General features: G+C 69.2%; 15 protein-coding genes and 4 tRNA genes. 8 read left to right on the forward strand and 11 right to left on the reverse strand.

The features are described 5' to 3' along the window. Positions 1–81 precede the first annotated feature (81 nt). Together ACWGI2_RS27810 and ACWGI2_RS27815 are read right to left on the reverse strand one after the other, a co-directional pair. Positions 82–1,503: a sulfatase family protein gene (locus tag ACWGI2_RS27810; RefSeq protein WP_453698245.1), complete on the reverse strand. Its 1,422-nt coding sequence runs from the start codon at positions 1,501–1,503 to the stop codon at positions 82–84. Positions 1,504–1,584: 81 nt separating this feature from the next. Then, entirely contained in the window at positions 1,585–1,686 is a 102-nt protein-coding gene (locus ACWGI2_RS27815) for a putative leader peptide (protein ID WP_453396573.1), read from the reverse strand. 162 nt (positions 1,687–1,848) lie between these two features. Here ACWGI2_RS27815 and purF point away from each other — a divergent pair, with 162 nt between their 5' ends. Next, the gene (purF, locus tag ACWGI2_RS27820) at positions 1,849–3,375 is read left to right on the forward strand and encodes an amidophosphoribosyltransferase (protein ID WP_453396572.1); all 1,527 of its coding nucleotides are present in this window, start codon (positions 1,849–1,851) and stop codon (positions 3,373–3,375) included. 37 nt (positions 3,376–3,412) lie between these two features. Then, the gene (gene purM / locus ACWGI2_RS27825) at positions 3,413–4,501 is read left to right on the forward strand and encodes a phosphoribosylformylglycinamidine cyclo-ligase (protein WP_453698246.1); all 1,089 of its coding nucleotides are present in this window, start codon (positions 3,413–3,415) and stop codon (positions 4,499–4,501) included. Positions 4,502–4,623: 122 nt separating this feature from the next. Here purM and ACWGI2_RS27830 read toward each other — a convergent pair whose 3' ends face one another. Continuing rightward, positions 4,624–4,881: a DUF3073 domain-containing protein gene (locus tag ACWGI2_RS27830; protein WP_160505941.1), complete on the reverse strand. Its 258-nt coding sequence runs from the start codon at positions 4,879–4,881 to the stop codon at positions 4,624–4,626. A gap of 290 nt (positions 4,882–5,171) precedes the next feature. Then, entirely contained in the window at positions 5,172–6,254 is a 1,083-nt protein-coding gene (locus ACWGI2_RS27835) for a Leu/Phe/Val dehydrogenase (RefSeq protein WP_453698248.1), read from the reverse strand. Between the two features lie 210 nt (positions 6,255–6,464). Here ACWGI2_RS27835 and ACWGI2_RS27840 point away from each other — a divergent pair, with 210 nt between their 5' ends. Beyond that, the gene (locus ACWGI2_RS27840; protein WP_453396569.1) at positions 6,465–7,340 is read left to right on the forward strand and encodes a hypothetical protein; all 876 of its coding nucleotides are present in this window, start codon (positions 6,465–6,467) and stop codon (positions 7,338–7,340) included. 524 nt (positions 7,341–7,864) lie between these two features. Further along, positions 7,865–8,071, forward strand: a complete 207-nt coding sequence (gene bldC / locus ACWGI2_RS27845; RefSeq protein WP_003949541.1) for a developmental transcriptional regulator BldC — start codon at positions 7,865–7,867, stop codon at positions 8,069–8,071. A gap of 542 nt (positions 8,072–8,613) precedes the next feature. Here the strand turns inward: bldC and ACWGI2_RS27850 are convergent. The 3 genes from ACWGI2_RS27850 to hrpA all read right to left on the reverse strand — a co-directional run bounded on the left by ACWGI2_RS27850 (position 8,614) and on the right by hrpA (position 13,117). Next, complete coding sequence (locus ACWGI2_RS27850) at positions 8,614–8,862, reverse strand: DUF6274 family protein (protein WP_453698250.1); 249 nt, start codon at positions 8,860–8,862, stop codon at positions 8,614–8,616. Between the two features lie 132 nt (positions 8,863–8,994). Then, positions 8,995–9,069: transfer RNA gene (locus ACWGI2_RS27855), tRNA-Asp, on the reverse strand. A gap of 94 nt (positions 9,070–9,163) precedes the next feature. Next, positions 9,164–13,117, reverse strand: coding sequence for an ATP-dependent RNA helicase HrpA (hrpA, locus tag ACWGI2_RS27860; protein WP_453698252.1), 3,954 nt, complete (start codon positions 13,115–13,117; stop codon positions 9,164–9,166). 105 nt (positions 13,118–13,222) lie between these two features. Between hrpA and ACWGI2_RS27865 the strand changes: the two genes are divergently transcribed. The 4 genes from ACWGI2_RS27865 (at position 13,223) to ACWGI2_RS27880 (ending at position 16,367) form a co-directional block, all read left to right on the forward strand. Continuing rightward, a complete protein-coding gene (locus ACWGI2_RS27865) occupies positions 13,223–13,585 on the forward strand; it encodes a hypothetical protein (protein ID WP_453698253.1) in 363 nt (120 codons plus the stop codon). A gap of 65 nt (positions 13,586–13,650) precedes the next feature. After that, positions 13,651–14,397 (forward strand): DsbA family protein, encoded by a 747-nt coding sequence (locus ACWGI2_RS27870; RefSeq protein WP_453698254.1) that lies wholly within the window; start codon positions 13,651–13,653, stop codon positions 14,395–14,397. After that, complete coding sequence (locus ACWGI2_RS27875) at positions 14,394–15,242, forward strand: cytochrome c biogenesis CcdA family protein (protein WP_453396564.1); 849 nt, start codon at positions 14,394–14,396, stop codon at positions 15,240–15,242. The genes ACWGI2_RS27870 and ACWGI2_RS27875 overlap by 4 nt, the downstream gene beginning before the upstream one ends. Positions 15,243–15,272: 30 nt before the next feature. After that, positions 15,273–16,367 carry an ABC transporter permease gene (locus ACWGI2_RS27880; RefSeq protein ID WP_453396563.1) on the forward strand — a complete coding sequence of 365 codons (1,095 nt, stop codon included), beginning with the start codon at positions 15,273–15,275 and terminating at the stop codon, positions 16,365–16,367. Between the two features lie 77 nt (positions 16,368–16,444). Here ACWGI2_RS27880 and ACWGI2_RS27885 read toward each other — a convergent pair. The 4 genes from ACWGI2_RS27885 to ACWGI2_RS27900 all read right to left on the reverse strand — a co-directional run bounded on the left by ACWGI2_RS27885 (position 16,445) and on the right by ACWGI2_RS27900 (position 18,367). Further along, a tRNA-Phe gene (locus ACWGI2_RS27885) sits at positions 16,445–16,518 on the reverse strand. A gap of 26 nt (positions 16,519–16,544) precedes the next feature. Continuing rightward, a tRNA-Asp gene (locus ACWGI2_RS27890) sits at positions 16,545–16,619 on the reverse strand. A 39-nt stretch (positions 16,620–16,658) separates the two neighbouring features. Next, a tRNA-Glu gene (locus ACWGI2_RS27895) sits at positions 16,659–16,731 on the reverse strand. 79 nt (positions 16,732–16,810) lie between these two features. After that, on the reverse strand, positions 16,811–18,367 hold the full coding sequence (locus ACWGI2_RS27900) for a metallophosphoesterase family protein (RefSeq protein WP_453698255.1): 1,557 nt from the start codon (positions 18,365–18,367) through the stop codon (positions 16,811–16,813). Positions 18,368–18,382: the final 15 nt, after the last annotated feature.

Below are 18,382 nucleotides of genomic sequence, written 5' to 3' on the forward strand. Positions count from 1 at the left end.
GTGCGCGCAAGGCACGCTAGCGATCACTCGGGCCCGCGCGAACCCCTCGGAGGGCTTCTTAGGCCGCGCTTAAGCCTCAGTTCAGGCTCGCGGCCCGGTGGCCGGGGCAGCGGGGTAAGGCAGCAGCCCCGCGTCGGTCCTCTCCCACGCCGCCTTCAGCTCCGCCAGCAGCTTCGGCTCGTCCACGGCCCGGTCGGCCTGCTCCCGCTGGTCCGCGGTGAGGTGGAAGAGCTGGTCCTTGCCGCCCTTGCCCCGGTAGTACTTCCACTCCCCGCGCCGCAGCGCCCGCTCCCCGCGCACCCGCCAGAACAGCTCCCGCTCCGCGAGCTCCTCGCCCTTCAAGAGGTAGGGCGCGAGGCTGGTCCCGTCCAGCGGGTGCGCGGGGCTCGGCCTGGCCCCGCCGATCTCCAGGAGCGTCGCCGTCCAGTCCGGTGTGAACACGGGCTCGTGGCTGACCTGCCCGCCGTCCAGCCGCGCGGGCCAGCGCACGATGGTCGGCACGCGGATGCCGCCCTCCTGGAGCGAGGCCTTGTTGCCCGACAGGGGCCAGTTGTACGAGAAGCGCTCGCCGCCGTTGTCGGAGGCGAAGAAGACCAGGGTGTCCCGCTCCTGCCCGGACTTCTTCAGGGCCTTCAGGACCTCACCGACCGACCGGTCCAGGTCCTGCACCATCTCCGTGTACTTCTCGACGGAACCGCCGTCCTGGTGCCAGAGGGCCCCCTTCTCGCCCGCCTTGATCCGCCGCACGATCTCGGCGCTCTGCTCCTCGTCCCCGTCGGCGATCCACGGCCAGTGCGGGGTGGTGAAGTTCAGATTGAGCAGCCACGGCTTGTCCCCGTGGTCCCGCCCCACGTACTCGCTCGCCCGCTCGGTCAGGATCCGCGTGTAGTAGCGCAGGTCCTTGTACTCGGCGTCGCCCTCGTAGAGGTCGTACTCACCGCCGAGCCCCAGCTTCGAGTAGTACTCCAGGGCCCCGCCGAAGTTCCCGAAGAACTCGTCCCAGCCCGACCGGGTCGGGGAGTAGTCGGGCAGGTACCCGCAGTGCCACTTGCCGATCAGCGCGGTCGCGTATCCGGCGTCCCGCAGCAGCGAGGCCAGCGTCGGATGCGTCGGCTCCAGGCCCACGGACTTGTCGGCTATCGGCTCCGCGAGCCCGCCCTTCGTACGTCCCGGGAAGCGCCCCGTGTAGAGGCTGAAGCGGGTCGGCGAGCAGGTCGCGGACCCGGAGTAGGCATCGGTGAACCGCACGCCCTGGCGTGCGAGGCGGTCCAGGTTCGGCGTCTTGATGTGCGGCGACCCGTAGGAGGAGAGGTCGGCCCAGCCCAGGTCGTCGCCGAGGATGAAAAGGATGTTCGGCCGCCGGCCGCTCCGCCGCGAGGCCGCGCGGAAGGGCCGCTCACGGGCCTCGGCGGCAGCGGGCAGACCCACCGCGGCGGCGGCACCGGCACCCACGGCACCGGTGAAGGCCCGCCGGGACAGAGAAGACTTTTCGTACGAGGACATGGCTGCGCTCCTGAACGGACGGGCACGGCGCACGGCAGCGACACGTACCCGGAGTCGGGAAAACTGAGACGGAGAGTGAGTTCAGGCAGCGCTGCGACAGATGGCGCTCGCGACACGGACCAGGTCGACGTGGCGGCGCTCCACAAGAGTGGCCGAGGGGTCACCGAGGGTTTGCGAGGGCATGGACCAGGAGCTTCACGGGCCCGGCCGCCCCCGTCAACGCTCCGGCTCATCTGTTCACACGGGCTTCGTACTTCCCGTACGCACCAGGGCCGCACTCACGCTCCGTACAGGCCCCGTATCCCCAATTCGGACCAGTGGTCGATCTCGCCTACACTCGGTGTCGTGCCACGTGGTGACGGTCGACTCAATCATGATCTGCTCCCCGGCGAGAAAGGCCCCCAGGACGCTTGCGGCGTCTTCGGTGTCTGGGCCCCGGGTGAAGAGGTCGCCAAGCTCACTTACTTCGGGCTGTACGCCCTACAGCATCGAGGCCAGGAATCCGCGGGAATCGCGGTCAGCAACGGCTCCCAGATCCTTGTCTTCAAGGACATGGGGCTCGTCTCCCAGGTCTTCGACGAAACGTCTCTCAGCTCGCTCCAGGGTCATATCGCGGTCGGTCACGCCCGCTACTCGACCACTGGAGCCTCCGTATGGGAGAACGCCCAGCCGACGTTCCGTGCCACCGCGCACGGCTCCATCGCGCTCGGGCACAACGGCAACCTCGTCAACACGGCCCAGCTCGCCGAGCTGGTCGCCGACCTGCCCAAGGAGAACGGCCGCGCGACCCAGGTCGCGGCGACCAACGACACCGACCTGGTGACGGCTCTCCTCGCGGGCCAGACGGACGACGACGGCAAGCCGCTGACCATCGAAGAAGCCGCCATGAAGGTCCTCCCGGACGTTCAGGGCGCCTTCTCCCTCGTCTTCATGGACGAGAACACGCTGTACGCGGCCCGTGACCCGCAGGGCATCCGCCCGCTGGTCCTCGGCCGTCTGGAGCGCGGCTGGGTCGTCGCCTCGGAGTCCGCGGCCCTCGACATCTGCGGCGCGAGCTTCGTCCGCGAGGTCGAGCCCGGCGAGTTCGTCGCGGTCGACGAGAACGGACTGCGAACGTCCCGATTCGCGGAAGCGAAGCCCAAGGGCTGCGTCTTCGAGTACGTCTATCTGGCGCGCCCCGACACCGACATCGCCGGCCGGAACGTCTACCTCTCGCGCGTCGAGATGGGCCGGAAACTCGCCAAGGAAGCTCCGGTCGAGGCCGACCTCGTCATAGCGACCCCGGAGTCCGGAACGCCCGCCGCGATCGGTTACGCGGAAGCCTCCGGCATCCCCTTCGGCGCCGGCCTCGTCAAGAACGCCTACGTCGGCCGGACCTTCATCCAGCCCTCGCAGACGATCCGCCAGCTCGGCATCCGCCTCAAGCTGAACCCCCTCAAGGAAGTCATCAAGGGCAAGCGTCTTGTCGTCGTCGACGACTCGATCGTCCGCGGCAACACCCAGCGCGCCCTGGTCAAGATGCTCCGCGAGGCCGGGGCCGCCGAGATCCACATCCGGATCTCGTCCCCGCCCGTGAAGTGGCCCTGCTTCTTCGGCATCGACTTCGCGACCCGCGCCGAGCTCATCGCCAACGGCATGACGATCGACGAGATCGCCACCTCGATGGGCGCCGACTCGCTCTCGTACATCTCCATCGACGGCATGATCGAGGCCACGACCATCGACAAGCCGAACCTCTGCCGCGCCTGCTTCGACGGCGTGTACCCGATGGACCTCCCTGACCCCGAGCTGCTCGGCAAGCAGCTCCTGGAGACGGAGCTGGCCGCCGGTCCGGCGTCCACGGCAGCGGCCGACGCGATCCGTCGCCCGTAAGCCACCCGTAGTAACGACACGAAAGCTCTCATCCCCCATGCCTGAGACCACCGGTGCCAGCTACGCCTCCGCAGGCGTCGACATTGAGGCGGGCGACCGCGCCGTCGAGCTGATGAAGGAGTGGGTGAAGAAGACGAAGCGCCCCGAGGTCCTCGGTGGCATCGGCGGCTTCGCCGGACTCTTCGACGCCTCCGCCCTCAAGCGCTTCGAGCGCCCCCTGCTGGCCTCCGCCACCGACGGCGTCGGCACGAAGGTCGACCTCGCCCGCCAGCTCGGCGTGTACGACACCATCGGGCACGACCTGGTCGCCATGGTCATGGACGACATCGTGGTGTGCGGCGCGGAGCCGCTCTTCATGACCGACTACATCTGCGTCGGCAAGGTCCACCCCGAGCGTGTCGCGGCCATTGTGAAGGGCATCGCCGAGGGCTGTGTGCTCGCAGGGTGCGCCCTCATCGGCGGCGAGACGGCCGAGCACCCGGGTCTGCTCGGCCCGGACGACTTCGACGTCGCGGGCGCCGGCACGGGCGCGGTCGAGGCCGACCGTGTCCTTGGCCCCGATCGCATCCGTAAGGGTGACGCGGTCATCGCCATGGCGTCCTCCGGCCTTCACTCGAACGGGTACTCGCTCGTCCGGCACGTGGTCTTCGACCGCGCCGGCTGGTCCCTGGACCGCCAGGTCGAGGAGTTCGGCCGCACGCTCGGCGAGGAGCTCCTGGAGCCCACCAAGATCTACTCCCTGGACTGCCTGGCGCTCACCCGCACCACGGACGTCCACGCCTTCAGCCACATCACGGGCGGCGGCCTCGCGGCGAACCTGGGCCGGGTCATCCCGGACGGTCTGCACGCGGTCGTCGACCGCGAGACCTGGACGCCCGGCGCGGTCTTCGACGTCGTCGGCAAGGCGGGCCAGGTCGAGCGCCTGGAGCTGGAGAAGACGCTGAACATGGGCGTCGGCATGATGGCGATCGTCCCCGAGGAGTCCGCCGACGCGGCCCTCGCGACCCTCGCGGACCGCGGCGTGGACGCCTGGATCGCCGGTGCCATCGTTGATCGAAATGAATACAGCACCGAGCGTGGCGAGCACGCGACGGGCGCTGAGCTCATCGGCGACTACGCGAAGTAGGCCCGTGCGGCAGATCTCAGGGCAGCACAAAACCCGGTCCGGTGTGGTGACCACCCCGGACCGGGTGAAGTGCAGTTGCTACGAGAACTGCGAATACTGCGAGTGCTACGAATGCAACGAGGTCAAGCGCCGCGGCGCTGCGACGAAGGACCGGACTCGTCGGCGGAGTCCTCGTCCTCGTCGTCGTTATACAGATCCGCGTACTGGGCGTACGGGTCGTCTTCCTCGTCGTCGTCTTCGAACGGCTCGCCATTCGGCGGCTGTTGCGAAGTCGAAGCGCCCAGCTCATTGGCCAGACGCGAGAGGTCAGTCCCGCCGCTGCTGTACTTCAGCTGGCGGGCGACCTTCGTCTGCTTGGCCTTTGCCCGGCCGCGCCCCATGGCTCGACCCCCTCGGATATGGGGCTTGGTGACCCCAGAGTCTTGACACGCGTTCATGATCAGGAACGGGCTCTCCGTGGAGAGGCCGGTCCGTAGGGCTTCCACGGTACCTGCTCCTGCGGCCATACGGTACGTCGCCCGCAGGACGCGCCTCGGCGCAGAACCCGCGAGGAGCCCTGTCCTCGCTGGTCAACTGCGATTTTAACCTCTTCTTGTCGGGCGACCCGCCGACGGGGGTGAGTCTTGTCTCTCGCGCACGTCGGCGGGGCCCTTTCACGGCACCTGTCAGGTCAGCGGAGGCGGGCCTCCGCCATCCGCTGCTCGGCGATCCTGTCGGCCGCCGCGGCCGGCGGAATGCCGTCTTCCTTCGCACGAGCGAATATGGCAAGAGTGGTGTCGAAGATCTTCGACGCCTTCGCCTTGCACCGGTCGAAGTCGAAGCCGTGCAGCTCGTCGGCGACCTGGATCACACCGCCCGCGTTCACCACGTAGTCGGGCGCGTAGAGGATGCCGCGGTCGGCGAGGTCCTTCTCCACACCCGGGTGCGCGAGCTGGTTGTTGGCGGCGCCGCAGACCACCTTCGCGGTGAGCACCGGCACGGACTCGTCGTTCAGGGCGCCGCCCAGCGCGCAGGGGGCGTACACATCGAGGCCCTCGACCCGGATCAGCGCCTCGGTGTCGGCGACGGCGGTCACGGACGGGTGCTTGTGGGTGATCCGGTTCACGGACTCCTCGCGCACATCGGTGATCACGACCTCGGCGCCGTCCTCCAGGAGGTGCTCGACGAGGTGGTGGCCGACCTTGCCGACGCCCGCGACGCCGACCTTGCGGCCGCGCAGCGTCGAGACGCCCCATAGGTGCATGGCCGAGGCGCGCATGCCCTGGAAGACACCGAAGGCGGTGAGCACGGACGAGTCGCCCGCGCCGCCGTTCTCGGGGGAGCGGCCGGTCGTCCAGCGGCACTCACGTGCGACGACGTCCATGTCCGCGACGTACGTACCGACATCGCACGCCGTCACGTATCGGCCACCGAGCGAGGCGACGAAGCGGCCGTAGGCGAGGAGCAGCTCCTCGCTCTTGATCTGCTCGGGGTCACCGATGATCACGGCCTTGCCGCCGCCGTGGTCGAGACCGGCCATGGCGTTCTTGTACGACATCCCGCGCGCGAGGTTCAGCGCGTCGGCGACGGCGGCCTCCTCGCTCGCGTACGGATAGAAGCGGGTGCCGCCCAGGGCCGGGCCCAGGGCGGTGGAGTGGATGGCGATGACGGCCTTGAGGCCGCTGGCACGGTCCTGACAGAGCACTACTTGCTCATGGCCCCCCTGGTCCGAGTGGAACAGGGTGTGCAGGACGCCGTTGTCTGCTTCGGTCACTGTGGTGACTCCCGGTCAAGTGGCGGCGGTTGGGCGGGCTCCCGTGCGGGTGGCGGGGGTCCGATGGGCATGAGACTAAAGCCTGTGAGAACCCGGTGGCCGCGCAGTGCCGAGGATCACCCTCTCCCGGCGCAGCGACCGGTACGGCTGAGTTCGGCCATGGCACGATTTGCAGTGTTTTCCAGCCGGTACGAGGGGGAGGGAGCAGCCGTGCCCAAGGTGTCTTCGTTGGTCGTCCCGTACGCGTCCTACTTGCGCGTCTATGAGCCTCTCGCGGCCTTCCCCGAACCCGAACGAAGCCACTGGGCGCGGTACGCACGGCGCACCGACCGCCCCTCGTACCAGGACGAACTGAGGCGCTCCCTGGCCGACTTGCTGCCGACACCGCCGGTGCCCGTCCCGGTGCACGAGAGCAGCGACGCGTTCGTGGTGGAGGCCGACGGGGTGGTGTGCGTCTGCCCCTGGCGCACCCGGCTGCGCGGCTGGCAGGCCCTGGGGGAGCTTGCGGGGCAGCTGCCGGTGCCGGTCCTCGACGCGGTCCTGCCGCCGGTGGTGCGCCGCCAGACGGCCGCGGACTACGAACAGTGGCTCGCCAGGAACCCTGACGCGCGCCCCTGGATCCGTACATCGACGTGGCAGGTGCCGCTGAACTGGTTCGTGCTCGTCTCGGACGAGGAGCGTCAGTTCGAGAAGGGGTACGAGAAGCGGGGCGAGGACGAAGAGCGTGCGGCGGCGGCCTGCGCGCCCGTCCTGCGCTACCGCACGCCGATGGTGCAGGCGCGGCGCCGGGTGGCCCGCGCGCTCAGGACACTGCGGGACACCCTCGACGACGGACCGCTCGTCGAAGGGCTCATGGACGTGGGCCGGTGGCTGGAGGAGTTCCATCCGCGCTCCCTGGTCGAGCTCGACTACGGCGGGCTCGTGCACGCCCTGTCCGAGGGGCAGCTCGACGAGGACCACTCGGCGGCGGACGTGGCGGAAGGAATCGAGGCGCTGCGCAGCGGCGACGGCGAGGGTGCCGGCGAGGCGTATGCGAGGCTCATGGAGCGATGGAAGGCGGTCCGGGACCGCCAGTTCTCGAACTGAGCCTCGGCCCGTTCTCGAACTCGGCGTCAACGGGGCGTTGGTGGGTCACCCCCACGTGTCACCCTGACGTGACGCCTACACGGGACGTAGGTCCCGATCCGGGCTTTTGTATCAAGCGTGACGGACCGCACTTACTGGGCCCTTGCGCCCATCGCCCCCCCTCGTGCCAAAATAGGACAAGGAGTCCGGGGAGGGCTCCTTCCGTCCATGTCTGGGCGGAATACTCAGCATTGCACGCTATGGGGGGTCTGTTGACTCCTGATCGCTCTGTGACTGATCGTCACTGTGGCGTGACTGTCCGCTATGGCATGGTCCATCGGCTTCCGTCGCTGATAGACACCTGGGAGGGCAATTCCATCGGTTTGGCCGACGTGGCTGGACGGATGGTGTAGTTGTAGTGCCGAGGACAAGCCGTTCGTCCTATAACCGACTCGACTCGCGTCCGCCATTTCGGGCAACGCGGGTCAAGGTGCAGAATTTAGAGGAATGAACCGAGAAGGTTCGGTTCTCCGAGGAGGCCGCTCATGACCGCTCGCACCCCTGATGCCGAGCCGCTGCTGACCCCGGCTGAGGTTGCCACGATGTTCCGCGTCGACCCGAAGACGGTGACGCGTTGGGCCAAGGCTGGCAAGCTCACGTCGATTCGCACGCTCGGCGGGCATCGTCGTTACCGCGAGGCTGAGGTCCGCGCACTGCTCGCGGGCATCCCGCAGCAGCGCAGCGAGGCTTGATTCACCGCAAAACCGCAGTAATCGCAGTATCCGCAGTAATCGCAGCACTCGGACGAAGAGTACGACCGCTGTCGGGTCCCCCAACCCGTCCGCACCGTCCGACCTCTAGCTACACACGACGCGGGTCCCGCCCCAACGGGTCCCACGCCTGAGCCTCATGGGTGAGTCGTTTCGATCGCGCTGGACTCCGCCGGGTCCAGCGCGATCTTTTTTGTGCGCCCGAGAGGTGCTGGTGAGCGCCGCTGTGAGCGGGCTTGTTGGTCTCTGAGGAGTGCCGTCGCGCCGCCGCTGGGCCGGCTGGAGGGAGGCCGCCCGGGTGCTGGGCGGAGCCCTCTCCGGGTGGTGCAATTGCACATATTAAATTGACCTGTTGTAGGACGGGTGTAAGTTCCGGGGTTTCCAAAACTCCTTCGGTGACACCCATCACACGCCGTGACTCTTGTTGCCCTCGATGCCTCTGGGCTAGTGGAGCCGCTCGAATCGCCTTCTCCGCCCAGGAGTTCAGCCTCCCATCGCGGAGGGGGGTCGCGGGTCGGCTTTGGTCACGCGTTCGGGGGACTTTCGTCCTCGTCCGGCTCGCAGCCGCCCTCGCAGCCGCCCTCACAGCCGCCCTGGGCGTCAGGGGCGTCAGAGGCGGCAGGGGCGGCGGACGAGGTCTCCAGGGCGAGCCGCTCCAGCCGGTGGCAGATCGGGCAGTGCCGGGTCACGTGGCGATAGCTGGTCGCCGCGGAGAGGTGGGCGCGCAGCAGAGCGCGTATCTCGTGCCGTGCGGACGCCGCTGAAGCAGTCATACGCCACCTCCCGCTGGGGAGCGGGTCCCGCCCCCGTTCCCTGTTGTCTAGGTACCGGCGGAATGTGACGCAGTCAAGATGCGGGAACGACGATGGGCCGCATCCCTGAGGGATACGGCCCATCGTCTACTGCGGTCCTGACGGGATTTGAACCCGCGGCCTCCACCTTGACAGGGTGGCGAGCACTCCAAACTGCTCCACAGGACCTTGCTTTGCGGCGCCGATTGCGCGTTGCGCTGCGAGACAGGACTCTACAGCAGCGCAGGCCCGGCGGTCGAACTCACCCAGGGTGCACGGGTGATCACGGTGCGGCCGCGTCGATCGCCTTCACGATCCGCTTGTCCGAGACGGGGTACGCCGTGCCGAGCGCGTGCGCGAAGTAGCTGACCCGGAGCTCCTCCAGCATCCACCGGATGTCCAGGACCTCCTGGGGGACGGGGCGGCCCTGCGGCAGCTGTTCCAGGAGCCAGGCGTACTCGTCCTGCATCTCCTGGACCTTCTCCATGCGCGAGGTGTCCCGCTGGACGTTCGTCGGCATCTGCTGGAGCCGGCGGCCGGCGGCGACCATGTAGCGCATCAGGTCCGCCAGGCGGCGGATCCCCGTGGCCGTGACGAAGCCGGGGCCGATGAGGGCGTCCAACTGCGCCCGTACGTCCGTGAGGTTGGGCAGCAGCGTCGGGCTCTTCGTCGACTTCAGGCGGCGCTCGCAGGCCTGCCAGGCGGCGAGGACCTGCTGGACCTGGCTCACCGTGCGGACCGTCGTGTCGACGATCTCGGCGCGCACCTTCTCGTACAGCTTGCGGTACGACTCCTCGTCCCAGGCGGGACCGCCGAAGTCGCCGATCAGTTTGTCCGCGGCCGCCATCGCGCAGTCGGCGAAGAGCGCCTGGATGGAGCCGTGCGGGTTCGCGGACAGGGCGATCTTCTGGGCGTTGGTCAGCTTGTCCGAGGCGAACTTGGCCGGATTCACCGGGATGTTGCGCAGGATGAGGCGGCGCGTGCCCTTCCACATCGCCTGCTGCTGCTCCGCCTCGGTGTCGAAGAGGCGTACGGAGACGGTGTTCGCTTCGGAGCCGTCGTCCACGAGCGCCGGGTACGCCCTCACCGGCTGGCCCGCGCGACGCGTCTCGAAGACACGGCTGAGGGTGCCGATCGTCCAGTCCGTGAGGCCGGATCGCTCGACGGCCGCGCCGCCACTGCGCTCGGCGGTCGCGGCGGCCGCCTGGGAGAGGGCCTTGCGGGCCTTCGGGCGGAGCTGGAGCTTCAGCGCCTCCAGGTCCTTGTCCTCGGCGAGCTTCTTGCGCCGCTCGTCGGTGATCCGGAAGGTGATCTTCAGGTGGTCAGGTACGCGCGTGAGGTCGAAGTCGTCCGGTGAGACGGGGACGCCGACCATCCGCTGGAGCTCCCGCGCCAGCGTCACGTGCAGTGGTTCCTGGAGCGGCACGGCGCGGTCGAGGAACGCCTTCGCGTAGTTGGGCGCGGGGACGTAGTGCCTGCGGACCGGCTTGGGCAGGGAGCGGATCAGCTCGATCACGACCTCCTCGCGCAGGCCCGGGATCTGCCAGTCGAAGCCGTCCGAGGTGACCTGGTTCAGGACCTGGAGCGGCACGTGCACCGTGACGCCGTCCGCGTCCGCGCCCGGCTCGAACTGGTACGTCACCTTGAACTTGAGCGCGCCCTGACGCCACGTATCGGGATAGTCGTCCTTCGACACGTCGCCGGCACGTTCGTTGATGAGCATCGAGCGCTCGAAGTCGAGCAGCTCCGGCTCCTCGCGCTGCTTCTTCTTCCACCAGGAGTCGAAGTGCGCCCCGGAGACGACGTCTTCCGGCACCCGCTGGTCGTAGAAGTCGAAGAGCGTCTCGTCGTCGACGAGGATGTCGCGGCGCCTCGCGCGGTGCTCAAGCTCCTCCACCTCGGTCAGGAGGCGGCGGTTGGCGGCGAAGAACTTGTGGTGCGTGCGCCAGTCGCCCTCCACGAGGGCGTTGCGGATGAACAGGTCGCGGGAGACCTCGGCGTCGATCCGCCCGTAGTTCACCTTGCGCTGGGCGATGATCGGGACGCCGTACAGCGTGACCTTCTCGTACGCCATCACGGCCGCCGCGTCCTTCTCCCAGTGCGGCTCGCTGTACGTGCGCTTGAGCAGATGCTGGGCGAGCGGCTCGACCCACTCCGGCTCGATCTTCGCGTTCACGCGGGCCCAGAGGCGCGAGGTCTCCACCAACTCCGCGGACATGATGAAGCGCGGGGGCTTCTTGAAGAGCGCCGAGCCGGGGAAGACCGCGAACTTGGCGGACCGGGCGCCCAGATACTCGTTCTTCGCGCCCTCCTTCACGTCCTTCATCCCGATGTGGGAGAGGAGCCCGGCGAGCAGGGAGATGTGCACCTGCTGCTCGGGGGCATCGTCCTCGTTGACGTGGATGCCCATCTGCTTGGCGACCGTACGCAGCTGGGTGTAGATGTCCTGCCACTCGCGGATCCGCAGGAAGTTCAGGTACTCCGCCTTGCACATCCGGCGGAACGAGGACGAGCCGCGCTCTTTTTGCTGCTCGCGGATGTACCGCCACATGTTGAGGAAGGCCAGGAAGTCGGACGTCTCGTCCTTGAAGCGCGCGTGCTGCTGGTCGGCCTGCGTCTGCTTCTCGGCGGGGCGCTCGCGCGGGTCCTGGATGGAGAGCGCGGCGGCGATCACCATGACCTCGCGCACGCAGCCGTTCTTGTCGGCCTCGAGGACCATGCGGGCCAGGCGCGGGTCCACCGGCAGCTGGGCCAGCTTGCGGCCCTCCGGGGTGAGGCGCTTCTTCGGGTCCTTCTGCGTCGGGTCCAGGGCGCCCAGTTCCTGGAGGAGTTGGACACCGTCGCGGATGTTGCGGTGGTCCGGCGGGTCGATGAAGGGGAACTTCTCGATGTCGCCGAGACCGGCCGCGGTCATCTGCAGGATGACGCTCGCCAGGTTCGTACGGAGGATCTCCGCGTCGGTGAACTCGGGGCGGGCGGTGAAGTCCTCCTCCGAGTACAGCCGGATGCAGATGCCGTCCGACGTACGGCCGCAGCGGCCCTTGCGCTGGTTGGCGCTGGCCTGGCTGATCGCCTCGATGGGCAGCCGCTGCACCTTCGTACGGTGGCTGTAGCGGGAGATGCGGGCCGTGCCGGGGTCGATGACGTACTTGATGCCCGGGACGGTGAGGGAGGTCTCGGCGACGTTCGTCGCGAGAACGATCCTGCGGCCCGTGTGCTGCTGGAAGACGCGGTGCTGCTCGGCGTGCGAGAGGCGGGCGTAGAGGGGGAGGACCTCGGTGAACTTGTAGTTCTTCTTGTTCAGCGCGTCCGCCGTGTCCCGGATCTCGCGCTCTCCGGAGAGGAAGACGAGGATGTCGCCCTTGCCCTCGCCCTGGAGCTCCTCGACGGCGTCCGTGATCGCGGTGATCTGGTCGCGGTCGCTGTCCTCCGCGTCCTCCTCCAGGAGCGGGCGATAGCGCACCTCGACCGGATACGTACGGCCGCTGACCTCGACGATCGGGGCGTCCCCGAAGTGCCGGGAGAACCGCTCCGGGTCGATGGTCGCCGAGGTGATGACGACCTTCAGGTCCGGGCGCTTGGGCAGCAGCTGGGCGAGATAGCCGAGCAGGAAGTCGATGTTCAGGGACCGCTCGTGGGCCTCATCGATGATGATCGTGTCGTACGCGCGCAGCTCGCGGTCCGTCTGGATCTCGGCCAGCAGGATGCCGTCCGTCATCAGCTTCACGAACGTGCCGTCCGGGTTGACCTGGTCCGTGAAGCGGACCTTCCAGCCGACGGCCTCGCCGAGCGGGGTGTTCAGCTCGTCGGCCACGCGCTCGGCCACCGTGCGGGCAGCGATACGGCGCGGCTGCGTATGGCCGATCATGCCGCGGACGCCACGGCCGAGCTCCATGCAGATCTTGGGGATCTGCGTCGTCTTGCCGGAGCCCGTCTCGCCCGCGACGATCACGACCTGGTGGTCGCGGATCGCCTCGGCGATGTCGTCCTTCTTCTGGCTGACCGGCAGTTCCGGCGGATACGTGATCTTGGGCAGACGGCTGCCCCGCTCGGCCATCCGCGCCGCGGCCTTGTCGACGTCCGCCGCGATCTCGGCGAGGACGGCGGCTCGGGCATCGGGCTTGCGGATCCGGCGCGCACCCTCGAGCCGGCGTCCGATCCGGTGCTCGTCGCGCAGCGACAGCTCGGACAGGCGCGGGGCGAGGGCGTCGAGGGTGAGGGCAGGCTGCGTAGACATACGGCGTCCAGGATCTCACCCGCCGCTCGGAGGTGGCGAACCGATTTCTCCGGCGGGGCGCCTGGGCTTCTTCGGCGAGGTGCCCGGGGACGTACGATTCCGGGCATGTTGTCCCGTGCGCGTCTGTCGTGGTGCCCCTTGCTGGGGGTACTGCTCGTCGTGCTCGGGGGGTTCTGCGCGCCCGCGACGGCCGCGGAACCCGTGGCGAAGCCCACCGTGTCGGTGCAGGTCGAGGCGTCCGCGGGGGCGCCCGGCTGCGGCAAGGGCGGCCAGCAGGACGCGGGTCAGGCCCCCGCCGCCCCGCCGCGCTCCAGTTCGGCGTACGAGCTGCTGCCCGCCCTGCATCAGGCCCATGCCGCGTCCGGCGCGTGGGACCTCGGGCAGACGGTGCCGTCCCTGACGCCGGAGCGCGGGCCGCCGCCGCTCACGCCGCCCTCGCCCATAGACCTCTCGATCCTGCGCGTGTAGAGGCCCCTGTCCGGGGCCCTTCAACGACGTACACATCACGTGCAGGAACGAGAGAGAACTCCCTGATGCCCAAGAACAACAACAAAAAGAAGAACATCGCCATCGGAGCGGGCGTGGCCGTCGCCGCCCTGCTGCTCGGCGCCGCTTCCTACAGCGCCACCAGGTCCGACGAGCCCTCCTCCGTCACCGCGAAGGAGGAGTCCCCCGCGGACGTCTCCGCCGACCCGCAGGCCGGGGTCTACCCGGAGCTGGCCAAGCTCGCCCGGCGCGACGGCAAGGACGCCCTCGCCCAGGGGCGCAAGGACGCGCCGGTCGTGCTCATCGAGTACGCCGACTTCAAGTGCGGCTACTGCGGGAAGTTCGCCCGCGACACCGAGCCGGGCCTCGTGAAGAAGTACGTCGAGGACGGCACCCTGCGCATCGAGTGGCGCAACTTCCCCATCTTCGGGGCCGACTCCGAGTCCGCCGCGCGCGGCGCCTGGGCCGCGGGGCAGCAGGGACGCTTCTGGCAGTTCCACGCGGCGGCCTACGCCGAGGGGTCCAAGGAGAAGGGCTTCGGGGGCGACCGCCTGAAGGAGCTCGCCAAGCAGGCCGGGGTCAAGGACATCGGCCGCTTCACGGAGGACGCGGGCAGCGCCGCCGCCAAGGCGGCGGTGAAGAAGGACCAGGAGGAGGCGTACGGCCTCGGCGCCACGTCGACCCCGTCCTTCCTGGTCAACGGGCGGCCCATCTCCGGCGCACAGCCGGACGAGGTCTTCGACCAGGCGATCGAGCAGGCGGCCGCGGCCGAGGGCAAGGCGGGGGACAAGTGACCGCCGACGTCGGGTACTTCGCGGCGTTCCTGGGCGGTCTCCTCGCCTTGATCAGCCCGTGCAGCGCCCTCCTCCTCCCCGCCTTCTTCGCGTACTCGATCGACTCGACCTCACGGCTGCTCGCGCGCACCGGCATCTTCTACGCCGGTCTCGCGACGACCCTCGTGCCGCTGGGCGCGGCGGGCTCGGTCGCCGGGCGGTTCTTCTTCGGGCACCGGGACCAGCTGGTGCTCGTCGCCGGGTGGCTGATCATCGCGCTCGGTGTGCTCCAGGTGGTGGGCATGGGGTTCGCCTCGCGGAAGATGGCCGAGCTCTCGGGCCGCATCCGGCCGACGACCGCGGTCTCCGTGTACGCGCTGGGTGCGGTGTACGGGCTCGCGGGCTTCTGCGCGGGGCCGATCCTCGGCAGCGTCCTGACCGTGGCGGCGGTGAGCGGAAGCCCCGTCTACGGCGGCCTGCTGCTCGCCGTCTACGCGCTGGGGATGGCCGTCCCGCTGTTCGTCCTCGCGCTGCTCTGGGAGCGGTTCGACCTGGGGCGGCGGAGGTGGCTGCGGGGGCGTGCCTTCCGTATCGGCCGCTTCGAACTGCACACGACCTCGCTCCTGTCGGGCCTCTTCTTCGTGGCCCTGGGTGCCCTCTTCCTCGCGTACGACGGGACCACCGCGCTGCCGGGTCTGCTCGACGTGGACGACTCGTTCGCCGTGGAGCGGTGGGCCGGGAACGTGGGCCGGGCCGTGCCGGACTCGGTGCTGCTGGTGGGTGTGGTGGCGCTGGTGGGTGTGGGGTTCGCGGTGCGGGCGTGGCGGAGGCGGGCGCGTGGGCCGGTCGAGGCCGAGCAGGGGTGAGTCTGTTTCAGGTGTTTTAGCCTGGTTTGCATGTCAGACGAGCTTGACCACGAAGTCCACCGGCATGGAGCTCACGGCGCTCACGGAAGGGCTCCCACCGGGCGTGAGCGGTGGTCGGCGTTCAAGGAGTCGCCCTTCCTGCCCGCGGTCGTCCTCGTGTTCATCCTGGCGGCGGCCGCGGGCCTCTTCGCGGGTTCGTACACGTACTCCATGGCGAACCCGACCCCGCACCGCATCCCCACCGCGGTGGTCGGCGCCCAGGAGGCCACGCGGGGCAAGGCGTTCCTCGACGGCATGGAGAAGGCGCTGAACGCCTCCCTCGAACTGCACGAGTACGACAGTGTCGCCGCGGCGCGGAACGGCGTGGAGGAGCAGAAGGTCTTCGCGATCCTCGCGGTGAAGTCCGGTGACAGGGTGACGTTCGACGTCTCGGGTGCGTCGGGCGCCTCGGTCGCGCAGGTCCTGGCGGAGACGGCGCCGAAGGTGGGGAAGAAGGTGGGGGTGCCGGTGACCGTGAAGGACATCAAGCCCCTCCAGGAGGGCGACCCGCGGGGCCTCGCGATCTTCTACATCTCGCTGGCCGCGGTGATCATCGGCTTCGTCGGGGCGATCCAACTGAGCGTGCACGCGCGGGGTCTGAACCCGGCGGAACGGATCGCCTTCACCATCCTCTACGCGCTGCTCGGCGGGTTCGTGATCGCGGCGGTGGTGGACTGGTGGCTGGGGGCGGTGGATCTGCCGTTCGTCGAGTCGTGGCTGATCCTGGCGCTGACGATGTTCGCGTCGGGGATGGTCTTCACGATGTTCAACACCTTGTTCGGGCGCTGGGCGATGATCCCGACGTGGGGCCTGATGGTCCTGCTCGGCAACCCGTCGTCGGGCGGCGCGGTGTCCTGGCCCCTGCTTCCGTCGGTGCTCGGCCACATCGGGAGGTGGCTGCCGCCGGGAGCATCGGTGAACGCGCAGCACACGGCGGTGTACTTCGGCGGCCACCAGCACGCGTTCCCGTTCCTGGTGCTCGCGGGGTGGGCGCTGCTGGCGTCCACGGTGTTCTGGGTGTGGCGCCACCGGCACCCGGGAGGCCGCGACAAGCCCGCGGCCCATGCGGCGGCCCCGGCGGGGTGACCCTCCGGGGTGGCTCTTCGGGGTGGCTCTTCGGGAACGGCGAAGGCCCCGTCCACCGGACGGGGCCTTCGAAGAGGTGGCTGGGGCCGGGATCGAACCGGCGACCTATCGCTTTTCAGGCGATCGCTCGTACCAACTGAGCTACCCAGCCACGCGATCCGCGAGCGGAATCGCAAGCGGTCCTGACGGGATTTGAACCCGCGGCCTCCACCTTGACAGGGTGGCGAGCACTCCAAACTGCTCCACAGGACCAAGCGTTGTGCGAGCACTAGTCTCGCACAAGGTGTTGCGTGCCCCCAACGGGATTCGAACCCGTGCTACCGCCTTGAAAGGGCGGCGTCCTGGGCCACTAGACGATGAGGGCTAAGGGCCCACCTGGGCGCTTTGCAGCGCGTCGGGGACGTGAGAAGCATATGGGATGCGGGGAGCTATCGCCAAAACGGTTATCGGGGGGCCGGTGAACCGCTCCCCGGCGAGCGGCCGGGCGGGGCCGGCGAGGGCGTCGCTCCGGGCTGGTTCTCCTTCGGCAGATGGCGGCTGACCTCCGCCTTCGTCAGTCCGAGGCCGCCCAGTTTGATCTCGTCCCAGGCCTGGAGGCGCCGGGTGTCGCGGTCCAGGTAGAGGACCGACGTCTCGACCGGGTCGGGGTACTTGCCCTCCACCGCCCGCAGCCCGCTGCCGCCCGTCGACCCCTCGATGCGCAGGCGGGTCCCGCGGTCCATGACCTCCATCTCCGAGTGGTGCACATGTCCCGCGAGGACGAGCGGCACCTCGCCGTCCGTCTCGCGCGCGGCGTCGGGGTTGTGCGCGACGGCGACGTCGACGGGGGTGCCGGCCGCCTGCTGGTCGCGCAGGGCCGAGGCGAGCCGGATGCCCGCCATCTCCTCGGCGGGCTTGCCCTCCGCCGCCACCGAGCGGTCCGGGGTGTACTGCGGATCGCCCGTCCCGGCGAACCGCAGGCCCGCGACCGACACGGCCCTGCCCTCGTCCAGGACGTGGACGTTCTTCATGCGCTGGAGGTAGCGCTGGGTGGTGTGGGAGTCGTGGTTGCCGCGGACCCACACGTACGGGGCTCCGAGGTCCTCGATCGGGTCCAGGAAGGCGTTCTCGGCGGCGCTTCCGTGGTCCATCGTGTCGCCGGAGTCGACGATGACGTTGATGTCGTACTGCTCGACGAGCGAGGAGATGATCTTCCAGCTCGCCGGGTTGAGGTGGATGTCCGAGACGTGCAGGACACGGATCGTGGATGGGTCGGGCTGGTACGCGGGGAGCGTCGACGTCACGTCGTACAGCTTCGTCACGTTGGTGACCAGGCGCGCCAACTCCTGCTGGTACACGTCGAATTCGCTCACGATGCTGCGGGCGTTGCCGACCACCGACGGCGCGCTGCTGAGGAGGCCGGAGAACTTCGGCTCCAGGACCGACTTCGGGTTCCACGTCGCGTACGCCGCCGTGCCCGACGCGGCGAGCAGGGCGAGGGCGAGGCCGCCCGCCGCAAGGGCCCGGCGCGGGCGCCGGTAGACCGCGAGGCCGAGCGCCGTGGCGCCCGCGACGACGGCCGCGCAGGAGCGTACGGCCAGGTCGAGCGTGCCGTGCCCGACGTCCTTCGCCACCTCGTCCTGGAGGCCCGAGAGGCGCTCGGGGTGGTCGACCAGGGCCTGGGAGCGGACCGGGTCCAGGCGGTCCACGTCCACGTCGAGGCGGATGGGGGCGATGTGCGAGCGCAGTTCGAGGGCGCCCAGCGGGGAGACGTCGATCTTCGTGCCGCCGGTGAGCGAGGGGCGCAGCGTCATCCGCGTGTCCATCGGGCCCACCGGCGCGTGCACGCTGCCGACGATCAGCAGGCCGAGCCAGGCGCCGAACAGGACGACCGCGACCAGGCCCATGGCGCGGCCGTAGGGATGCGGAGGGCTGACGAGTTCGCCGACCGGACGAGGGTGGCGGGATCGGTAGTGGCGTACGAGGGCGGCGGGCGCACGGAAGTCGCGAAGCCGGACCATTGGGGCCGTATGCCC

This window comes from Streptomyces sp. NPDC054866 (genome assembly GCF_053610745.1).